This window comes from Azomonas agilis (genome assembly GCF_007830255.1).
Lineage (GTDB): Bacteria > Pseudomonadota > Gammaproteobacteria > Pseudomonadales > Pseudomonadaceae > Azomonas > Azomonas agilis.
In genome coordinates, this window is record NZ_VLKG01000005.1 from 46,176 (window position 1) to 65,151 (window position 18,976).

General features: G+C 50.2%; 17 protein-coding genes. 5 read left to right on the forward strand and 12 right to left on the reverse strand.

What is annotated here, in order from left to right:
- Window positions 1-19: 19 nt before the first annotated feature.
- From LX59_RS07915 to LX59_RS07930, 4 genes are read right to left on the reverse strand one after another with little or no spacing between them, the layout of a single operon-like run.
- A complete protein-coding gene (locus LX59_RS07915; RefSeq protein WP_425457482.1) occupies window positions 20-544 on the reverse strand; it encodes a pilus assembly protein PilP in 525 nt (174 codons plus the stop codon).
- Window positions 541-1,206, reverse strand: a complete 666-nt coding sequence (locus LX59_RS07920) for a type IV pilus inner membrane component PilO (protein ID WP_144571314.1) — start codon at window positions 1,204-1,206, stop codon at window positions 541-543. The genes LX59_RS07915 and LX59_RS07920 overlap by 4 nt, the downstream gene beginning before the upstream one ends.
- Before the next feature lie 25 nt (window positions 1,207-1,231).
- Window positions 1,232-1,831, reverse strand: coding sequence for a PilN domain-containing protein (locus tag LX59_RS07925; protein ID WP_144571315.1), 600 nt, complete (start codon window positions 1,829-1,831; stop codon window positions 1,232-1,234).
- Window position 1,832: 1 nt separating this feature from the next.
- Window positions 1,833-2,900: a pilus assembly protein PilM gene (locus tag LX59_RS07930; RefSeq protein WP_144571316.1), complete on the reverse strand. Its 1,068-nt coding sequence runs from the start codon at window positions 2,898-2,900 to the stop codon at window positions 1,833-1,835.
- 1,113 nt (window positions 2,901-4,013) lie between these two features.
- On the opposite strand from LX59_RS07930, the gene LX59_RS07935 reads away from it, so the two are divergent.
- Both LX59_RS07935 and LX59_RS07940 read left to right on the forward strand, forming a co-directional pair.
- Complete coding sequence (locus tag LX59_RS07935; protein WP_144571317.1) at window positions 4,014-6,467, forward strand: penicillin-binding protein 1A; 2,454 nt, start codon at window positions 4,014-4,016, stop codon at window positions 6,465-6,467.
- Window positions 6,467-7,219: a methyltransferase domain-containing protein gene (locus tag LX59_RS07940; RefSeq protein ID WP_144571318.1), complete on the forward strand. Its 753-nt coding sequence runs from the start codon at window positions 6,467-6,469 to the stop codon at window positions 7,217-7,219. Before LX59_RS07935 ends, LX59_RS07940 begins: the two co-directional genes overlap by 1 nt.
- A 4-nt stretch (window positions 7,220-7,223) precedes the next feature.
- Here LX59_RS07940 and argA read toward each other — a convergent pair whose 3' ends face one another.
- The 4 genes from argA to LX59_RS07960 form a co-directional block, all read right to left on the reverse strand.
- The gene (gene argA / locus LX59_RS07945; RefSeq protein ID WP_144571319.1) at window positions 7,224-8,522 is read right to left on the reverse strand and encodes an amino-acid N-acetyltransferase; all 1,299 of its coding nucleotides are present in this window, start codon (window positions 8,520-8,522) and stop codon (window positions 7,224-7,226) included.
- A gap of 34 nt (window positions 8,523-8,556) precedes the next feature.
- Window positions 8,557-9,729: an acetylornithine deacetylase gene (gene argE, locus LX59_RS07950; RefSeq protein WP_144571320.1), complete on the reverse strand. Its 1,173-nt coding sequence runs from the start codon at window positions 9,727-9,729 to the stop codon at window positions 8,557-8,559.
- Window positions 9,730-9,819: 90 nt separating this feature from the next.
- Window positions 9,820-11,085, reverse strand: a complete 1,266-nt coding sequence (locus tag LX59_RS07955; protein ID WP_144571321.1) for an inorganic phosphate transporter — start codon at window positions 11,083-11,085, stop codon at window positions 9,820-9,822.
- Between the two features lie 41 nt (window positions 11,086-11,126).
- Window positions 11,127-11,804, reverse strand: coding sequence for a TIGR00153 family protein (locus LX59_RS07960; protein WP_144571322.1), 678 nt, complete (start codon window positions 11,802-11,804; stop codon window positions 11,127-11,129).
- 99 nt (window positions 11,805-11,903) lie between these two features.
- Here LX59_RS07960 and LX59_RS07965 point away from each other — a divergent pair, with 99 nt between their 5' ends.
- A complete protein-coding gene (locus tag LX59_RS07965) occupies window positions 11,904-13,259 on the forward strand; it encodes a CYTH domain-containing protein (protein WP_144571323.1) in 1,356 nt (451 codons plus the stop codon).
- A 19-nt stretch (window positions 13,260-13,278) separates the two neighbouring features.
- On the opposite strand, the gene yihA is transcribed toward LX59_RS07965, so the two are convergent.
- On the reverse strand, window positions 13,279-13,938 hold the full coding sequence (gene yihA / locus LX59_RS07970; protein ID WP_144571324.1) for a ribosome biogenesis GTP-binding protein YihA/YsxC: 660 nt from the start codon (window positions 13,936-13,938) through the stop codon (window positions 13,279-13,281).
- Between the two features lie 247 nt (window positions 13,939-14,185).
- Between yihA and LX59_RS07975 the strand changes: the two genes are divergently transcribed.
- Both LX59_RS07975 and LX59_RS07980 read left to right on the forward strand, forming a co-directional pair.
- The gene (locus tag LX59_RS07975; RefSeq protein ID WP_144571325.1) at window positions 14,186-14,818 is read left to right on the forward strand and encodes a c-type cytochrome; all 633 of its coding nucleotides are present in this window, start codon (window positions 14,186-14,188) and stop codon (window positions 14,816-14,818) included.
- A 121-nt stretch (window positions 14,819-14,939) separates the two neighbouring features.
- A complete protein-coding gene (locus LX59_RS07980; RefSeq protein WP_144571326.1) occupies window positions 14,940-15,881 on the forward strand; it encodes an SdiA-regulated domain-containing protein in 942 nt (313 codons plus the stop codon).
- A 249-nt stretch (window positions 15,882-16,130) separates the two neighbouring features.
- Here the strand turns inward: LX59_RS07980 and LX59_RS07985 are convergent, their stop codons facing one another.
- From LX59_RS07985 to LX59_RS07995, 3 genes are all read right to left on the reverse strand, one after another.
- Complete coding sequence (locus LX59_RS07985) at window positions 16,131-16,388, reverse strand: Lpp/OprI family alanine-zipper lipoprotein (RefSeq protein ID WP_144571327.1); 258 nt, start codon at window positions 16,386-16,388, stop codon at window positions 16,131-16,133.
- Between the two features lie 230 nt (window positions 16,389-16,618).
- Window positions 16,619-17,107 carry a ribonuclease E activity regulator RraA gene (gene rraA, locus LX59_RS07990; RefSeq protein WP_144571328.1) on the reverse strand — a complete coding sequence of 163 codons (489 nt, stop codon included), beginning with the start codon at window positions 17,105-17,107 and terminating at the stop codon, window positions 16,619-16,621.
- Window positions 17,108-17,229: 122 nt separating this feature from the next.
- Window positions 17,230-18,864, reverse strand: a complete 1,635-nt coding sequence (locus LX59_RS07995) for a methyl-accepting chemotaxis protein (protein WP_144571329.1) — start codon at window positions 18,862-18,864, stop codon at window positions 17,230-17,232.
- Window positions 18,865-18,976: the final 112 nt, after the last annotated feature.

The following is an 18,976-nucleotide window of genomic DNA, read 5'->3' on the forward strand; positions in this document are numbered from 1 at the left end:
CTGGAAGGGTTGAAGAGGTTTAGGGGCGTTGTCTGAGAAGAAGTACTTGCGGGCGCTCCGCCCAAGCTCCTTCACCGTCAGGAACAATTTCAATCACCTCTAGGCGGTCATTTTGGATATCAACGACACGTCCATAATTACGTCCAATGTAGTCACCTTTTTGCACCGGATGGACACCGCCTGCTCCTCGGAGCAGGGCGTACTGCGTCTGTTGATTGGATAGCGTGCCCACCATGACAAAATCGTCAATATTAAAACCTTCCAAAAAACTCTTAGGCCGTTTGTCGTCAGGAACGATGCTGCGGTTGACCGTTTTACGCGGGGTTACCTCTTCCTCCGCCACGGTTTGGAAGGGACTGCGTAGGGATGAGGCGGTGTAACTAAAGGACTCATAGGCGCTAAAGGTGGGTAGAGGTTCAATCTTGCCCTTGGGTTTCGCCCGAACCTCCTGCATGTATTGCTGTAGATCCGCTAAAGGATCCGATTGATCGCAGCCACACAACAGCAGAACAACCAGCACAAGGCTTGATCTGAGATGGATCACCGGCCGCTCCTTGGTGGATTGTTGGGTTTAGTGTCTGTTTGAGTGCTGCCTTGATCGTTGTAACGGTAGGTCTTAGCCAAAATACTTAAGCGCAGTTTGGAGCTTGCGGTATTTTGTGCCGCCGGTTTTAGTTCAAAATCGTGCAAGGTCACAATGCGCTGCATACTGGTGACATTGCTAACAAAGGTAGCGAGATCGTGGTAATCGCCGAGCACTTTAACTTGGATGGGGAGTTCAATATAAAACTGATCTTTGCGTTCTGGCTGGAGTTTAATCTCTTCAAACTCAAGGCCACTCTCCACTCCGAGGCGAGTCATGTCTTCCAGTAGCGCAGGCACTTCGGTTTCGCGGGGTAGCTGGTGCAGCAGCTCGTTGAAGCGCTGTTCCAACTCGGTTAATTGCTGGCGATAGGCTTCTAAATTCGCTACTTGAAAGCTTTTACTGGCAAATTGCGTTTTCAGCCCCGGCTCTTGGGACTGGGTTTGCTCCAGTTTTGTTTCTAAATCAGTGATATGCAGGTTGTAGCCTGCAAAGGCGGTGAGAATAAACAGGATAAGACAAGCCGCCACCTTAATAGGGGTAGGCCAGACCCCCAGATTGTTTATATCTAGGTCTGAAATATCCATATTACGTAGGGTATTCAGGGACTCAGCTAGGCTCATATTTTCCTTCTTTAAACCCAGAGTGTTACTGAACTGAGAGCTGGTATGAATCTTCAGAGCTACTTGAGGAGGCCTCTGGTGGAGGCTGCACCTGTTGTACAGTCAGGCGAAATTGGCTGCCTTGCCGACCATTTTTTAGGTTAATGGCCTTTACTTCGGTGAGGTTAGGAGCACTGAGCCATGCCGAGGCATCTAGGTTGCGCATCAGACTAGACACCCGCGCATTAGATTCGGCAATCCCTGTTAAAGATAGGGTATTTCCGGTCATCTTGGACTCGGTAAAGTGCACCCCATCGGGCAACGTCCGAATAAGCTGATCAAAGATGTGTCCTGCGATGGGACGGCGAACCTGTAGGTCTTGAATGATCTTGATGCGCTCCAGATATTGCTGGCGGCGTTTTTGCAGCTCGTTGAACTCTTTGATCTGTTTATCGAGTAGAGCTATTTGTGTGCGCAGTAGGTTATTGCGCGCCTCTTGCTGCTCAATGGCCCAGTTAAAATATTGGTCGGCCAAGACGATTAACCCGATACCCAAGGCTAGACTACTTCCTAGAGCGGCTAAAAATCGGCGCTTACGTTGTTCTCGTCGCTGCTCACGCCAAGGAAGAAGGTTTATTTGCACCACGTTAGTCAAAACTCCGCATAGCCAAACCACAGGCAATCAACAGCGCAGGGGCATCGCTGGCAAGCATTCCCGCATTGATTCTTTTATTGAGTGCCATATTTGCAAAGGGATTGGCGACTAGGGTTCGAGTACCAATGCGCTGCTGTATCAGATGATCTAAGTCGGGGATAGCTGCTGTACCGCCAGCGAGTAGGATGCAATCCAGATCACCAAAGGGGCTGGAGGCGAAGAAGAACTGTAAGGATCGAGAAACTTGTTGCACGAGGGCTTCCTTAAAAGGTTGCAGCACTTCCGTGTAGTAGTCTTCGGGGAGCCCCCCTTGTTTTTTGGCTAATCCCGCTTGCGCCCAACTGAGCCCATAGCGCCGTTGGATTTCCTCGGTGAGTTGCAGGCCACCGAATAGCTGCTCTCGATTGTAAACCGTTCGACCATTATGAAGTACGCTTAGGGTCGTCATGGTAGCACCGATATCCACAATGGCCACCGTCAGGTTGCCGCGCCCCGGAGTTTGAACCAGTTGCGGCTCTAACAACTGGTAGGCGCGCTCTAAAGCGTAAGCTTCGACATCAACAATTTTGGCTTTAAGTCCACCCAGAGTAAGAGCGGCTTCTCGGGCTTCGACGTTCTCGTTACGGCACGCTGCCAATAGTACTTCGATACGATTAGGGTTTTTAGGCGTAGATCCCAAAACCTCAAAATCGAGGGCGACCTCTTCTAAGGGATAGGGAATGTATTGATCTGCTTCAAAGCGAATTTGGTCTTCCAGTTCGTCCTCGTTAAACGCAGCATCCATCTCAATGGTTTTGGTAATAACGGCAGCTCCAGCCACAGCTACTGCGGCCAGGCGCGCCTTAGTACCCGATTTGGTGACCACTTTTGAAATCGCCAATCCAACCCCTTCTAACGCCATAATATTGCGTTCAACCACTGCTCCTTGGGGTAAGGGTTCAACAGCATAGGATTCGACCCGATAACGTCCCTTTGCAAGGCTGAGCTCCAGCAACTTGACCGAGCTAGAGCTGATATCAATCCCAAGTAGATTGCGGGACGTACGGGGAAAAAGATCCATTTTAAGGATTCCTGTGTACAAGCAAATTCAGTAAAGATGAGGCAGAAAAAGGTCTTAAGTACTTAGAAAACAGATTTAACACTTCTTTGACCTGCTCAATCGCTGACCTGTAGTTTAGGCATAATATTTCATAGTAGGAGTCATTTTGACACTAAAGAAAATGCTGATGGATCTCTGTTTTTATGGTTGGTTACGCGAGGGAGTAAGGCGTATAGAGTTTCACACTATATTCACTCCGCGATAGCTCATAGCGCTTTGACTTTAGTTAAAAGTCCCTCGGATTTTTGTTGGCATTAGGAGGAGTTTTTAACATTTTTCCTGTAAGCGCTAAAAATGAGCGGTGGTAAAGCCCATCCTGAGACGAATAGCCTGCTAAAAAATGGACTGCCCATAAACCCATCAGTTTTGAGGGGAGTTAAATTTGAAGTGTACTTTGTAGTCAGTCTATAAATATTTTTATATGATGTTCAATAGATACTGCAATATTTGAGATTAATGTAAGAATAACACTAATGGTTAAGTTTAAAAGATTGTGATAAGAAATCTAAATAAAGCTTAATATAAAAGCGCAGATTGGTTATTTATATCATCCTCACTCAGATTTAGAGGGTTTTTTGAGGTGTGTGTAGAGGCATCTGCTATTAAGTGTGCCATTATTACAGGATTGATTACTGTAGTGTTTATTGGTATAAGATCTGTCTTAGCAAATGAAATAATCTATCTATGTGCATATAGCATAAGGATTTTATCTAGTGCTTAGGGTGCGGGGTCATGTAGATAGTGGTAATGTTCTATTCGTAATTTATTGTTTTTAAGCGGCATACTCATGCCGCTATTTGTTTGTTTAAGTAGGTTTATGCTGTATTGGTTAATATTTATCTCCTGATTTTTATTAGACCATACATAAGCACATCGTTTTAATGTTTCTGCGCTTGTTGATCTCTTGGCCCTATTGATCCTATCCGTTCCCCAAAGGATTTTGTCGCAAATGTATCTTTTTTGTTGTGTAAAGGTTAGGTATGCCTAGATCATATGCGGGTGTTTAAATCCGCCATTGAGGGATGCCCTTTTATCCCCGATTAGGTATTTAGCCTGTTATAGAGTGTTGCATCTATGCTTGCTTTTCTAAGGTTTGTTCTCTGGACGCTGTTAGCCGTGGGGTCGGGGTTAGTACTCTGTTTGAGTGGAGCCTTTTTGTACCTAAGCCCCAGTCTGCCTTCTGTGGAGGCGTTGCGTAGTATCCAGCTTCAGGTGCCCCTGCGTATTTATAGCCAAGACGGCAAGTTGATTGCTGAGTACGGGGAAATGCGGCGTAGCCCCGTTCGTTATGCGGACATTCCGCAAGATTTCATTAATGCGCTTTTAGCCGCTGAGGATGATAATTTCGCCCATCATCGCGGGGTAGATCCCAGCAGCTTGATGCGTGCGGCCAGTCAATTACTGAAAACGGGGCATATTCAGACCGGCGGCAGTACCATCACTATGCAGGTGGCCAAGAATTACTTTTTGACCAGTGAGCGTAGTTTTTCGCGCAAAATCAGTGAAATTCTGTTGGCGTTGCAAATTGAGCGAGAGCTGACGAAAGAGGAAATCTTCGAGCTATACGTCAACAAAATTTATTTAGGCAACCGAGCTTACGGTATTGAGGCCGCCGCTCAGGTGTACTACGGCAAGTCTATTTCTGAGTTGAGTATGGCGCAAATGGCCATGATCGCCGGTTTGCCTAAAGCACCTTCTGCATTTAATCCGCTGAATAACCCAACACGCAGTAAAGAGCGCCGTGATTGGATTTTAGGGCGTATGAATCGCTTAGGTATGTTGAGCGATGAGCGCTATCAGTTGGCTTTGGCTGAGCCGGTAAATGCGCGTTATCACGTGGCTCAACCAGAATTAGATGCGCCCTATATCGCGGAAATGGCGCGGGCAGAGATGGTGGGGCGTTATGGAGCTACGGCTTATACCGATGGCTTTCGAGTATTTACCACTGTCACAGAGCAGCGCCAAAAGTGGGCGATTCAAGCACTGACGGAAGGATTGATGGACTATGACCGGCGGCATGGCTACCGAGGGCCAGAAGGACGGATTCAAAGTAAATCAACCCAAGATGCTTTGCAGCAGTTGGCTCGCAATTACAAAACCTTGTCGGGGTTAGAGCCCGCTTTAGTCACTCAGGTCGGGCGTAGTAGTGTGCAGGTCATGACCCGTGATGGTCTGTATCACAATGTGGCTTGGGAAAGTATGCAGTGGGCTCGGCCTTATATTTCTGTTAATAGCACAGGGGCGGCTCCGCGCTCACCGGCTGCGGTGGTACGGCAGGGGGATGTGGTTCGTATTTGTTGGGCAGAAGGGCAACCGCTGTTCACCCAAGTGCCGCTGGTGCAGGCGGCTTTGGTTTCCTTATCCCCCAAAGACGGTGCCATTCAAGCCTTGGTCGGAGGCTTTTCCTTCGATCAAAGCCACTATAATCGCGCCATCCAAGCCAAACGTCAGCCCGGATCGAGCTTTAAGCCTTTTATCTACAGTGCCGCTTTAGATGCAGGATATACCGCCGCCAGCTTGGTGAACGATGCTCCGGTGGTGTTTTTTGAAGAAGGTATGGATCGCGTATGGCGGCCCAAAAACGACAACAACACCTTTTTAGGCCCGATTCGTTTGCGGGAGGCGCTGTACCGTTCACGCAATATGGTGTCTATTCGTTTGTTGCAATCCATCGGCATGGATTACGCCCTTAACTATCTAACTAAATTCGGGTTTAACCGGCAGGATTTACCGCGCAATCTTTCCATTGCTTTGGGATCTGCTGCCTTAACGCCCTTGGAAATTGCAGCAGGTTGGGCTGTATTTGCGAATGGGGGTTATAAGGTCGATGCTTACTTGATAGACCGTATCGAAAATAACGAAGGCAAGTTGATTTTCCAAAACAATCCGGCACAGGCATTGCCCGCAGAGGCTCCCGTAAATCCTTTGGAGGCTACTGCTGTTGTTCCCAATACTCCACTGACGATAGGTGATCCTGCTGCGGTGCCGCGACGAGCTGAGCGAGCTATTGATGAGCGCACTGCCTACATCATGACCAGCATGTTAAAGGATGTGATTACACGCGGAACGGGCCGTCAGGCGTTAGAGTTGGGGCGGCACGATTTAGCCGGTAAAACTGGCACCACTAACGATGCCGTGGATAGCTGGTTTTCAGGCTATAACCCAGACTTTGTAACCACGGTGTGGGCGGGCTTTGATCAACCGCAAACCCTAGGAGACCGAGAGTATGGAGCCAGCGTAGCACTGCCAATTTGGATGCATTATATGGGCGCTGTATTAGAGGGACGACCCGAAGTTGAGCCGCCACAACCGACTGGATTGGTGCAGATACGCGTTGACCCCTACAGCGGGCGCATGACTTCCCCACGTTCAACGCGGGGCTATTTTGAGCTTTTTAAAGCCGAAGATACGCCCCCACCCATGGTAGAGCCTAGTCCCAGTGGCGGTGGTAGCAGCTTTGGCAACTCAGTGCCCGATACGCCCTTGCCGATTACCGAAGAAATGCCCGTACCTATGGATCTATTTTAATGCAGGATCGTCACTTTGATCAGTTAGCACGGCGTTTTGCTGAGAAAATCTACGGTGGCCCTAAGGGTGCAATTCGCTTAGCCGTATTACAAGCGGATTTGCAAAGCCTATTACCTCAGAGCCCGCTGCGGGTTTTAGATGTGGGCGCAGGATTGGGGCACATGGGGTTATGGCTGGCTCAACAGGGGCATCAAGTCACTTTGGCCGAGCCTGCATCTTCCATGCTAGAAGGAGCCCAAGCCTTATTTGCGAAGGCGGGGTGTTCGGCGCGCTTTGTACATACGGATTGGCAGCATCTGGAGTCGCACCTGAGCGAGCCTTTTGACTTGGTGTTGTGCCATGCGGTACTGGAGTGGTTAGCCCAGCCCGAGGCCATTTTGCCCTGTCTGCGCCGCATGACTTCTGATCAGGGTTGGTTGTCCTTAGCCTTTTATAATCGGGATGCCTTGGTGTACCGCAATCTGCTTAAGGGACACTTTAAGAAGCTGCGGACTAATCAACTGGCTGGTGAGAAGCAAAGCCTGACTCCTCAACAACCCCTTGATCCGCGCCAGCTTCAGGCATGGATAGAACCGCATTGGAACATCCTAAGCCGTAGCGGTATTCGGGTTTTCCACGACTTTATGCCGCCTGAGTTTCAAAATAAAACCCAGGCCGCTGATTTGTTGGAGATGGAGCTGGCTTATCGGCAACATCCGGTATTTTCAGGGCTGGGGCGCTATCTGCACTGGATTTGCCAACCCCAGCCGTAAGCGGTTAGAGCGCCTTTTCAAACACCTTGGAGTTGCGTTGATAGTTATACATTTGGGCGCGGGCTTCGGGTAAACGCTCGACCCCGCTGGGCTCAAAACCACGCTCTCGAAACCAATGGGCAGTGCGGGTGGTGAGCACAAACAGGGTTTTTAAGCCCAACAGACGGGCACGGTATTCAATGCGCTCTAACAGCACATCGCCTCGGCCGCCGTGGCGGTAGTCGGGATTTACCGCCAAACAGGCTAACTCCCCAGCTTGTGAGCCGCTGATAGGGTACAGAGCAGCACAGGCGATGATCATGCCGTCGCGCTCTACCACGCTGAATTGGCTGATTTCTCGCTCCAACACATCGCGGGAGCGGCGCACTAAAATGCCCTGTTCTTCCAGAGGTCTGATCAGCTCAATCAGCCCGCCCACGTCCTCAATGCTGGCTTCGCGGGTTTGCTCGAACTGCTCTTGAGTGACCAAGGTTCCGCTGCCGTCGCGGGTAAACAGCTCGGTCAATAGAGCGCCGTCTTCCACATAGCTGACCAGATGAGTACGCCGCACTCCGCCACGACAGGCTTGGGCTGCTGCGTCTAAAAGCTCGGCTTGGTAGTCGCTGCCTAAACGGGCCAAATGAGGGGGAATTTGCTGTGGCCGAAGTTCTCGTACCAGATGCCCGGCTTGGTCGATAAGTCCAAGGTGACTGCCGTAGAGCACTAGTTTATCGGCTTGCAGGTCAATGGCAGCGCGGGTGGCTACGTCTTCGCAGGCCAGATTGAATACTTCGCCGGTGGGCGAGTAGCCCAAAGGAGACAGCAGTACGATGCTGCGCTCATCCAGCAAACGATTGATGCCCTTGCGGTCAATGCGCCGCACTTCGCCGGTGTGCTGGTAATCCACACCATCCAAGACACCGATGGGACGGGCGGTGACAAAGTTGCCGCTGGTAACACGCAGCCGAGCACCCTGCATGGGAGATAGGGCTACATCCATAGATAGATGAGCTTCTAAAGCAATGCGCACATGGCCTACCGCATCCATCACGCAGGACAGCGTTTGAGCATCGGTGATGCGCAGGTCATGGTGGTAGCGCGCGTTTAAACCGAGGCTGGCCAGCCGACGGTCAATCTGTGGACGAGTGCCAAATACCAACACTAAACGTACGCCTAGGCTGTGCAGCAATACCAAATCATGCACGATGTTGGGGAAGCTGGCGTGCTCAAGACAATCCCCCGACAGCATGATGACAAAGGTGCAGTCGCGGTGGGCGTTGATGTAGGGCGATGAATGACGAAGCCAATTAACGTAGTCGTGCATGGGCAGAGTCTTCAAATCCATGGTGATGGTTGAGTTAATGACCTGAGGTAGGCTGAGGTTGAGCCGGCTCTAAGCAGTAATGTCGGATTAAACCACGCAGCAGTTCAAGGGTTGGTTGAATGCGCGACAGTTCTAAATATTCGTCCGGTTGGTGGGCACAGGCAATATCGCCCGGCCCTAAGATCAGGGTTTCACACCCCAGTTGTTGCAGGTAGGGAGCCTCGGTGCCAAAAGCGACGGCTTCAGCTTGATGCCCGGTCAGTTGTTCACCGAGGCGTACCAATTCTGTGTGGGCGGGCTGTTCAAAGGGCGGTACTGCTGGAAACAGGGGCTGATACTCTAAACGCACCTGATGTTGCTCAACGATGGGCGTTAGACGCTGCTGGATGATGCTGCGCAGGTACTCAGGTTCCATGCCCGGCAGCGGACGTAAATCAAACTCCAGAGCGCAGTGACCGCAAATTCGATTTGGGTTATCGCCGCCGTGGATGCAACCCAAGTTGAGGGTTGGGTGTGGTACGTTAAATTGTGGGTTTTGGTAGCGTTGCTGCCATTCTTGGCGCAGCTCCAGTAGAGCCCCCATCACATGGTGCATGGCTTCTAGGGCGCTGTGTCCGTAAGCGGGATTAGAGGAGTGACCGCTTTGGCCAAACAGTTCAATGCGATCCATCATCACCCCTTTGTGTAGGCGGATGGGGCGCAATCCCGTGGGTTCTCCAATCACGGCGGCACGTCCTAAAGGCTGACCTGCCGCTGCTAAAGCACGGGCTCCACTCATGGAGCTTTCTTCGTCGCAGGTGGCCAGAATCAGTAGCGGTTGGCGAAAAGGCTGCTCTAACAGGGGTTTAACCGCTGCAATAATCAGCGGGAAGAAGCCCTTCATATCGCAGCTGCCTAAACCGTACCAGCGATCATCGGCTTCGCGCAGGGTTAGAGGATCAGTCGTCCATAAGGAGGGGTCGTGGGGCACGGTATCACTGTGTCCAGCTAAAACTAATCCGCCGGGCCCTTGCCCGTAACTGGCCAGCAAATTGAATTTTCCCGGGCGAACCTGTTGCAGATCACAGTGGAAACCCAAGTCGCTTAGCCAAGCGGCTAATAACTCAACCACCTGCTGATTACTCTGATCCAGTGCCGCTTGGGTACAGCTCACCGAGGGTGCAGCAATCAGAGCTTGGAATTGGGCTTTTAAGTCCGGTAAGGGCACGGCTATCTCCTTAGACACATACCCTAATCGGTGCTATTTACAGCGGATAGGGTCATGGACTAACCCTAGCACAGTGCCCTTGGGGAAGGGTTAGTTAAATATCCATTGCAAGATGCTGAAAAACACAATGGACAACACCGCACCCACCGGCAATGTCACCACCCAAGAAACAAAAATAGAGCCAATCACATCCAGTTTTAGGGCACCAATGCCACGTGCCAGTCCAATGCCTAAAATGGCTCCCACAAGGGTATGGGTGGTGGAAACGGGCAATCCAATGGCAGAAGCGCCTACCACCGTAGAGGCAGTGGCTAATTCAGCGGCAAAGCCTCGGCTAGGGGTCAGTTCGGTGATTTCGCGGCCAATAGTGGCAATAACGCGATAACCGTAGGTGGCTAGCCCAACTACGATGCCTATAGCACCCAGTAGCAAAACCCAGCCGGGTACGGCCGATTGGGCCGCGATATCCGTTACACCCTTAGATTCAATAACACCGACAATAGCCGCCAGTGGCCCTACGGCATTGGCGACATCATTGGCACCGTGGGCAAAAGCCATGGCACAGGCGGTAAATATCATCAAAATGGCAAAGATTTTTTCAACGCTGGAAAAATGGAAGGTTTTGTCGGCTTCAGGGTCGATTTGGATGCGCTGTAACAGCTTGATGCCAAATAGCATCACTATCCCCCCAACCACCAAGGCTAATAGAAAGCCTTGGAAGTTGGTTAACTCCAAGCCTACATGCTTTAAGCCTTTAGTCAGCACCATCAGCGCCACCATAAAGCCGGTAGCAAACATATACAGCGGAACAAAGCGTTTAGCGTTTTGAAACGGCTGATCGGTATTAATGATCAGCGCCTGCACGCTCATAAAAAGCCCAAAGGCGAGCATCCCAGACAGAAAGGGCGTAACTACCCAACTGGCCACAATGGGAATAATGGCGCTCCAGTGTACGGCATCCAGTGACACGCCAACGACAGCAAAGCCAATTACCGCACCTACGATGGAGTGGGTCGTGGAAACAGGCCAGCCGAATAGGGACGCAATCAGCAACCAAACTCCGGCGGCCAGCAAAGAAGACATCATGCCTAAGAGCATCAAATGGGCGGGCACTAACTCAGCGTCTACAATGCCATTTTTGATGGTTTCTGTGACTTCGCCACCGGCCAGATAAGCGCCACAAAACTCAAATACAATCGCAATCATGATGGCTTGGCGAATGGTTAGGGCTTTAGAGCCCACCGAGGTTCCCATGGCATTGGCGACATCATTAGCACCAACGCCCCAAGCCATAAAAAAACCAAAGATACAGGCCAGTACCAACAGCACTGAGCCATAATCTGCAATAAAAGACATAAGAGAATGATCCGTAAAGCCTAGCTAGAAAGAGGCGAAAATCAGCGGGCGAGCAGCAACTCCAAGCGGTTACCTACTCGTTCAGCGCGGTCAGCGACATCACCAATCCATTCGATGATTTGGTAGAGAAACATCACATCAACGGGGGGCATATCAGCTTCTAGGCTGTACAGGGTGCGACGAACTTCGACCTGTAAACGATCAGTATCGCGCTCAATGGCTTCAATCTGCTGTACCATGTTGGCCACAAGGTCAGCCTCTCGGCCACTAAAGCCGGCCTCTAACAGCTCATCCAGCTTTTGCAAAGCCTCAAGAGCTTGAGCGCTGGCCTCTACGCAGCGTTGCACGTACGCCAGTAAGCTTGGGTGTATGGCTGGTGGCAAGTGCATTCTGCGACCTACCATCAATCCCGCAATATCTTTGGCTCGGTTAGCGATTTTGTCCTGTACACTCAAAAGCTCTAACAGATCTGAGCGCGGTACGGGTAAAAATAGGCTTTTAGGCAGATGTTGGCGTATGTTCTTCTTGAGTTTGTCGGCCTCATCTTCCAATTGAGCCATTTCAGTTTGAATCAACTCAACCTGTTGCCATTCTTCAGTGATGGCGGCTTGGAATAATGGGATTAAGTGAGCGGCACACTCGTGAGCCTTAGCCATATGCTGTTGCATTGGCTCAATGGGAGAACGCCCAAACAGGCTGACAAAGGGATTGATTGGCATGAAATTTATCCAGCAGCCGCAGAGGGCATGCCTGTAAACAGAATGGATCTGTCAATTAAATGTCATTTTATTGTAACGAATAACGGGCTCTCTTGGCACATGCAAAAAGAAACAGAAATTAAATTGCGCGTTAGCCGCGACACCCTAGAGGCTTTGCGTCAGCATCCGATTTTAACGCAACGCCTGCAACAGGATTGGTTGACTCATCCTCTTTATAATCAATATTACGATACTCCTAACCTCGATTTGGCCAAAGCTCAGGTTGCGTTGCGTTTGCGCCGAGATGGGGAACAGTTTATCCAAACCCTCAAAAGTCGCGGCCAAAGTGTGGCGGGGCTGTCTGAGCGCAATGAGTGGGACTGGTATCTGCAACAACCCACGCTAGACCCTAAGCTGCTTACGGATGATTGTTGGCCCGCCAGTCTGGCTGAGTTGGATCGCCAGAGCCTACAACCGATTTTCACCACCGATTTTGTGCGCACCAAAGCCGATTTAAGCTGGTCTGTGGCCGAGACTGAGATCAGGGTAGAGGCTGCTTTGGATTTGGGGCAGGTTATTTCCGGCGAGCGCCACGAAGAAATTTGTGAGTTAGAACTGGAGCTGCGTCAGGGGGAGTCTCTGGCATTATTGGATTTAGCCTTAGAATTAGCCCAGCAGCTTCCAGTGATGCCCTGTGATATTAGCAAGGCAGAACGGGGTTATCGTTTACAAGAGGCACGTACTAGCCGCTTGTTAGTGCCTCCTGTACTAGAAGCCAGCGCCTCAGTCGATGACAGCATTGCTTTATTGGGCAGCCATTTACTGGGTAACAGCCAGCGTTTGGCTGAAGAATATGATAACAGTCGTCGCTGGAGTGCTTTGGTAAGCTGGGTTGAGTGTTTAGTCGATCTACGCGCTTTATTAGGCAGCCTGGGCTTGGTCGCACCACGCACCAGTACCCACAACCTGCGCGCCCAACTGGATGCCCTGTTAGCCGATTGGCAGCCAAGGCGTGTGCAAGGCCAACAGCATGAGCACGAGCGCCAAGCCGCTGAAGCGGCCTTTAACGCAGAGTTAACCCAGACCCGTTGGGGGGTATTCTCTTTGCAGATGGCGCGCTGGCTTATCAGTCGTCAGTGGACGCAACCACGTACTGAGCGGGGCCAGCGTCAAGGAAACACCGAGCTGGGCCGTTGGTTGGCGCGTGAGTTGGCAGAAGAAAGCGCAGCCCTACGTTTACCCCAGTATGAGCGCCAGCCCTTAAGCTTAGCGGAGCAATTACCGCGCATGGAGCGTCTGCTGGTTTGGTTGCGTTTTGGGCGTTCAGTGCTGGAGTTACCTGAGATTGATCGCCTGTATGGTGAGCTAGCCAAACTGCACGATATGTTGTTGTACTCCTTAGGTGATAAGGATTTGATGAGCGCTCAAATCCATACCCTTTGGACGCTCAAGCCTTGGAAAGTCTTGGCGCGTTAGTGCCATCGCTGCGGCTGGCTCAGTGCTCTGTTTCCTTAGGCGATAGAGGCAGATCACTGGGCAGTGTGGCCAACTCTAGCCAGCGGCTCATCACCTCATAAGCCTCCTCAATTCCCTGACGCTTAGGGGCAGAAAATAACTGAACGCTGATATCCGCTTCTAAACTGGCGATTTGCTGCTGTACCTTCAGCAAGGTGGTCTTAGCGGCTCCAAAAGCCAGCTTATCGGCTTTAGTAAGCAGGATATGTATGGGCATTTGGGTCGATTGCGCCCACTCCAACATCATCTGGTCAAAGGGTGTCAGCGGATGGCGCACGTCCATCATCAAAAAAATCCCCTTCAGACTGTGGCGTTGTACCAGATAAGCCTCTAAGTGCTGTTGCCAGTGCTGTTTGAGCGGAATAGGGACTTTAGCGTAGCCGTAACCGGGTAAATCCACTAAGCGGCGCTCATCATCCAAGCGAAAAAAATTAAGTAACTGAGTGCGTCCCGGCGTTTTAGAAGTGCGGGCTAGTTGAGCATGGGTCAGAGTATTGAGGGCGCTGGATTTCCCTGCGTTAGAGCGTCCGGCAAAAGCGATTTCCCAGCCCCTATCTTCGGGGCATTGGTTGACTTTAGCGGCGCTGAGCGTAAAGCGTGCTTGCTGGCACAGGGCGCGCAATGGGTTTTTGGAGGACATGAGGTAATTCCGTGAGGGCAGCGGGGGGAGGCTGGATGCGGCAACACTTCGTTTGGGTTTCTAGGGGGGCAGTATATAATGTTCATGTTCAAATACGCCTTGTTTTGTCAATGCCTTGTTGAGGATAGAAGGGATCACTAAGGCGTTGAGAGATTCATGAGGGGTGGTGTATTTGAGCCGTGACGGCGATTGCTCGCGCACAGACACAATAATTTTCTTATAAACCTGATAGCCGTTGGATGAACCGATGAATAAAGTATTCGTGAGTCTGTTGTTGACTCTGGGTGTAGTGACCATCACCCATGCTGAAGGCAATCCTCAAGCAGGCAAGGATAAGGTTGTCCTGTGTAGCGCCTGTCATGGCATGGACGGCAATAGCCCAGCTCCGAATTTCCCTAAACTGGCCGGTCAAGGTGAAGGGTATTTACTCAAGCAATTACAAGATATTCAGGCCGGTACTGCACCTAATGCGGCGGCGGGTACGGGCCGTAAAATCCTAGAAATGACGGGAATGTTGGCTAATTTTAATGCTCAAGATTTAGCCGATATTGCGGCCTTCTATGCCCAGCAAAAGCCCACTACAGGATTTGCCGATCCTAACTTAGTGGTCTCGGGGGAGCAGTTATTTCGTGGTGGTAAGTTAGAACAGGGAATGCCTGCTTGTACGGGGTGTCATGGCCCCAACGGATCTGGGAATGCTCCGGCGTTATTTCCTCGTTTAGCCGGACAGCATGCCACCTATCTGACTAAACAGTTGACCGATTTCCGAGAGGGGCTGCGTACCAATGATGGCGATGCTCAAATCATGCGCTCTATTGCTGCAAAGCTCAGCAATAAAGACATTGAGGCATTGGCCAGTTACATTCAGGGCTTACATTAAATCAGAGATTGAGCTTTAGGCTGGAGCTGAACGTGCAACACGGGTAGCTCCAAAAATAGCGTTCATTTCTGATTAAGATGGGGCGCTTACTCTAAAAAGATTTAATTGTGTGAGCGCTCCTATGTCCTCTTCCAGTACCCGTGGCCTAGGTTGGGTTGGTATAACCAGCTTGATTGTGTGTGTGGTTTTAATTGCTTTATTGGTGGCTGCAACGCTTATCTTTCGCTGGGATAAGCAAGTTTTGCTCGCTTGGCAGGAACAGCAAACCGATGCCAAGACTCGGGCCCAAAGTGTGTGGTTGCCGGACTATCGTTTGGTATACGAAACCGATATTTCTTTACCAGCTAAAGACGAACTCTCAGGGCTGAGCTGGAGCCCGCAAACCAATAGCTTGTTTGCCGTAACTGGCCCCACGGCCGCATTGGTCGAGTTGAGTTTGCAAGGTGCTGTATTGCGCCGGACAAACTTACAAAATCTATCCGATCCAGAGGGTATAGAGGTGTTACCCAGTGGGCTGATCGGGATTGTGGATGAGCGTCGCCGTCGGCTTTTTTTGGTTGCACAAGATGCTTTAAAAGCAGAAAGCTTAGACATGAATCATGTGCCTAGCTTTGATTTGGGATTTGCCGATGCGGCCAATAAAGGGTTTGAGGGGTTAGGCTGGGACTCGGTACAAAGTCGCTTAGTGTTTGCCAAAGAGCGCGATCCTATAGCTTTGCTGCATGCGGTATTACCAACCCAAGATGCTCCTTTGGTGTTGACCGAGCAGATATCAGCTCATTCGTTGATCGTACGAGATTTATCTTCAGTAACCTTTGATGCGCGTACCGGACATCTGTTGTTACTGTCTGATGAGTCTCATGCCATCCTAGAGCTAGATCAGCAAGGCAAGCCGCGCAGTTTTATGCGCTTGTTGGCCGGGTTTAGTGGGTTGGAGCGGGGAATACGTCAAGCAGAAGGCTTAGCCATAGATAATACAGGTCGTATTTATGTGGTGGGTGAGCCCAATCATCTGTATGTTTTCGAGCGTACACAGCACGATAGTCGGTCAGCTAAGCCGTAATGGCTAATGGCTGTAGCCGCTAAGGAGTGGGCTCGGGTCTGTTGATGATAGTTTACAAAACTTAAATAATGCCATTCTGATTGCTCAAGCATTAACAACAGGGGCATCAGATGGATGCTGTGAGTCCGTAGATAAGGCACCGAATAATGGCCCAGCTTCAGACGTACAGATAACACAGACAGATTTATAGTGCGCCTAAAAATAAAAGCCGACCCCTAAGAGTCGGCTTTTTATTACGCAAATAAAGAATTATTTGCGGCTGGCACGTTCCAGCATACGCAGAGCGCGCTCATTGGCTTCGTCAGCAGTTTGCTGAGCTTTTTGAGCAGCAGCCATAGCTTCATCAGCGCGGCTGTAAGCATCATCAGCGCGGGATTGAGCACGAGCAGCAGCGTCATCAGCAGCGCTCAGACGTGGATCGATTTCTTCTTTAGTCAGGCCGCTGCTGCAACCTGTTGCCAGAACAGCGGCCAGACCCAGAGCGGAAAGTTTCAAAACAGTGTTCATTGCATTCCCCTTATGTGGAGTATTTAAAGCAACTTCTGTCGAGCGAAGTCGGCGGGCTTATAGTACCTATAACTTACAACAAGTAAACCAAAGCTAAAGGGTTATTTAGTGTATTTTTACTTGTTGCTAAAGTTTCCAAATTCTTTATTAGCATAGCCGATTGATTAGCCATTTCCAGTCATAGACCGGGTAACTTGCGTATAAGTTCCATTTTTGGGGTGGAGTGCTTTTTATTCCGGCATATTGAGTGGTTCAGGCGATACAATAATGCCGTTATTATCCGCGTATAGGTATTCGCCGGGGTGGAAGCTAACACCACAAAAAGTAACGGGAACGTCAATGTCACCGATTCCGCGTTTGTCGGTTTTGAGTGGGTGACTGGCTAAGGCTTGGATGCCTAAATTCGTTTGGGCCAGTACGTCTACATCACGCACACAACCATAAACCACAATACCTTCCCAGCCATTTTTGGCGGCTTTTTCCGCCAGCATGTCTCCTAATAATGCGCGGCGTAGGGAGCCGCCACCATCTACTACCATAACTTTTCCGGCGCCAGGTTGGTCAACCAGCTCCTTAACCTTGGAGTTATCTTCAAAGCACTTAACGGTGACGATCTGGCCGCCGAAAGAGTCTTTGCCTCCAAAATTGCTGAACATAGGATCAACGACTTGGATCAGTTCAGGGTAGGCATCACACAAATCGGGCGTAACGTAGTGCATGGTCGTGCTCCTCGTTTGGGATTACAAAATGCGAATAGCTCCTAGGTAGGGACTAACTTAGGGCTAATTTTTTTCATATATTAATGCGTATTGTATGTATTTGTGCCGTTGTGGCGGCGAATCTAAACCCTAAAACGTTTTAATAGCTGACTTAAGGCATCGGCCAAAGCACCTAAGTGCTTACTGGCTTCATTGGATTGTTCAGCCGTGTTGGTTCCTTGCTGGGCTAAGTCGGCGGTTAGGGTTATGTTTTGATTGATGTCCTCAGCAACATGGGTTTGTTGTAGCGTAGCGCTGGCTATGGATGCATTGACTAGAGCCAGTTTTTTGGTAGTTTCTGTAATTCCAGCCAAACTTTCCCCTGCTTGGCTGGCTTGTTCTACGGTCAACTGCATGGCTTGATGGCTTTCTTGTATTACTTGAACAGCAACACTGGCATTTTGTTGTAACTGTTCGATCATGGCCTGTATTTCAGCGGTTGATTTTTGTGTTCTTTGGGCGAGCAGGCGCACTTCATCGGCTACTACTGCAAATCCACGTCCTTGGTCACCCGCGCGCGCCGCCTCAATAGCAGCGTTTAAGGCTAGTAGGTTGGTTTGTTCGGCAATGGAGCCAATAACTTCGACCACACTGCCAATTTGCGTACTTTGGTCGGCCAGAGAGCGCATCGCCTCAACGGACTGGGTGATGCGTTGAGACAGATGCTCAATTTGTTTTAGGCTGTTATCAATGTTTCGTTGGCCTTGCAAGGCCTGTTGTTCTGCTGATTTCACCTCAGTTGAGGCTTGCTCTGCGTTTTTGGCCACCTCTTGTACTGAGTAGGTCACTTCGTTGATGGCAGTGGCTACTAAGTCGATTTGCTGGGCTTGCTTCTGGCTTTGTTGGTAGGTTTGTTCGGCCAGCGCTGAGAGTGATCGTGACGAAACGCCCAGCGTGTTTGCTGAGTCCGATAGCTGTTGGATCATGCTGCGTAGATTGCGGGTAAATTGATTGAAATGGCGGCTAAGAATCGCTAATTCGTCGCCTCCACCCTCATCCAACTGATGCGTAAGGTCGGCATCTCCGCTGGCAATATTAGCCATAGCCACCGTAGTATTATGTAAGGGCTGAGTGATGCTGCGGCTGATGAGGGTCATAAGGCTGGCAGTGATTAGGAATAACAGCAGACTGATTAAAAAATATTGCAGTAGATAGTTTTTAAATTCCTGCTCAACATCGTCAACGTAAATACCGGTACCTAAAATCCAGCCCCAAGGTTTAAACAGTTGCACATAGGAGATTTTAGGTTCTGGGTATTCATGTCCAGGTTTAGCCCAAAGATAGGGAAGGCTCCCGGCATTATGTTGGCGTACCAAGCTGACCATGTCGTTGAATAAGGCTTTACCCGAAGGGTCTTTCACCGCACTTAAGTCTTTACCTTCTAGCTCAGGGCGTATCGGATGCATGATCATGGTGGGCCCTTGATCGTTAATCCAAAAGTAATCATCAGCTCCATAACGTAAGGTGCGTACTTGTTCTAAGGCGGCTTTTTGGGCGGCTGTCTGGGTCAGTGCTCCTGATGTTTCTAGGCGATGAAAGTGCTCTAAAATCCCTATGGCGGTTTCAACAACGTGGCGGTTTTTTTCTTCTTTGGCCGCATACATGGCGTTTTTTTCTTGGATACTGACCTGCAATCCTAGGGCCAGTAACATAAGGAATACGAGTATCTGAGCCAGCCATAGGCGACTATTAATAGGAAATTTGCGTAGTTGATTCATAGGGTTCGCCTATTCCGGGTCGATGGTGTGGTTGTATTACCGGATTGCATCCTGCACGAGCGATCTTAATGGCAGATGCAGAGCCATTAGATTCAATACATTGCGCGCCTCA

Excerpts from the sequence above, each read along its gene's own strand:
- LX59_RS07955 (WP_144571321.1), bottom strand. The coding sequence starts at position 11,085 with ATGTCTTTTATTGCAGATTATGGCTCAGTGCTGTTGGTACTGGCCTGT.
- LX59_RS07940 (WP_144571318.1), top strand. The coding sequence starts at position 6,467 with ATGCAGGATCGTCACTTTGATCAGTTAGCACGGCGTTTTGCTGAGAAA.
- LX59_RS07960 (WP_144571322.1), bottom strand. The coding sequence starts at position 11,804 with ATGCCAATCAATCCCTTTGTCAGCCTGTTTGGGCGTTCTCCCATTGAG.
- LX59_RS07985 (WP_144571327.1), bottom strand. The coding sequence starts at position 16,388 with ATGAACACTGTTTTGAAACTTTCCGCTCTGGGTCTGGCCGCTGTTCTG.
- argA (WP_144571319.1), bottom strand. The coding sequence starts at position 8,522 with ATGCACGACTACGTTAATTGGCTTCGTCATTCATCGCCCTACATCAAC.
- LX59_RS07965 (WP_144571323.1), top strand. The coding sequence starts at position 11,904 with ATGCAAAAAGAAACAGAAATTAAATTGCGCGTTAGCCGCGACACCCTA.
- LX59_RS07995 (WP_144571329.1), bottom strand. The coding sequence starts at position 18,864 with ATGAATCAACTACGCAAATTTCCTATTAATAGTCGCCTATGGCTGGCT.
- yihA (WP_144571324.1), bottom strand. The coding sequence starts at position 13,938 with ATGTCCTCCAAAAACCCATTGCGCGCCCTGTGCCAGCAAGCACGCTTT.
- LX59_RS07930 (WP_144571316.1), bottom strand. The coding sequence starts at position 2,900 with ATGGATCTTTTTCCCCGTACGTCCCGCAATCTACTTGGGATTGATATC.
- LX59_RS07980 (WP_144571326.1), top strand. The coding sequence starts at position 14,940 with ATGTCCTCTTCCAGTACCCGTGGCCTAGGTTGGGTTGGTATAACCAGC.
- LX59_RS07935 (WP_144571317.1), top strand. The coding sequence starts at position 4,014 with ATGCTTGCTTTTCTAAGGTTTGTTCTCTGGACGCTGTTAGCCGTGGGG.
- rraA (WP_144571328.1), bottom strand. The coding sequence starts at position 17,107 with ATGCACTACGTTACGCCCGATTTGTGTGATGCCTACCCTGAACTGATC.
- LX59_RS07975 (WP_144571325.1), top strand. The coding sequence starts at position 14,186 with ATGAATAAAGTATTCGTGAGTCTGTTGTTGACTCTGGGTGTAGTGACC.
- LX59_RS07920 (WP_144571314.1), bottom strand. The coding sequence starts at position 1,206 with ATGAGCCTAGCTGAGTCCCTGAATACCCTACGTAATATGGATATTTCA.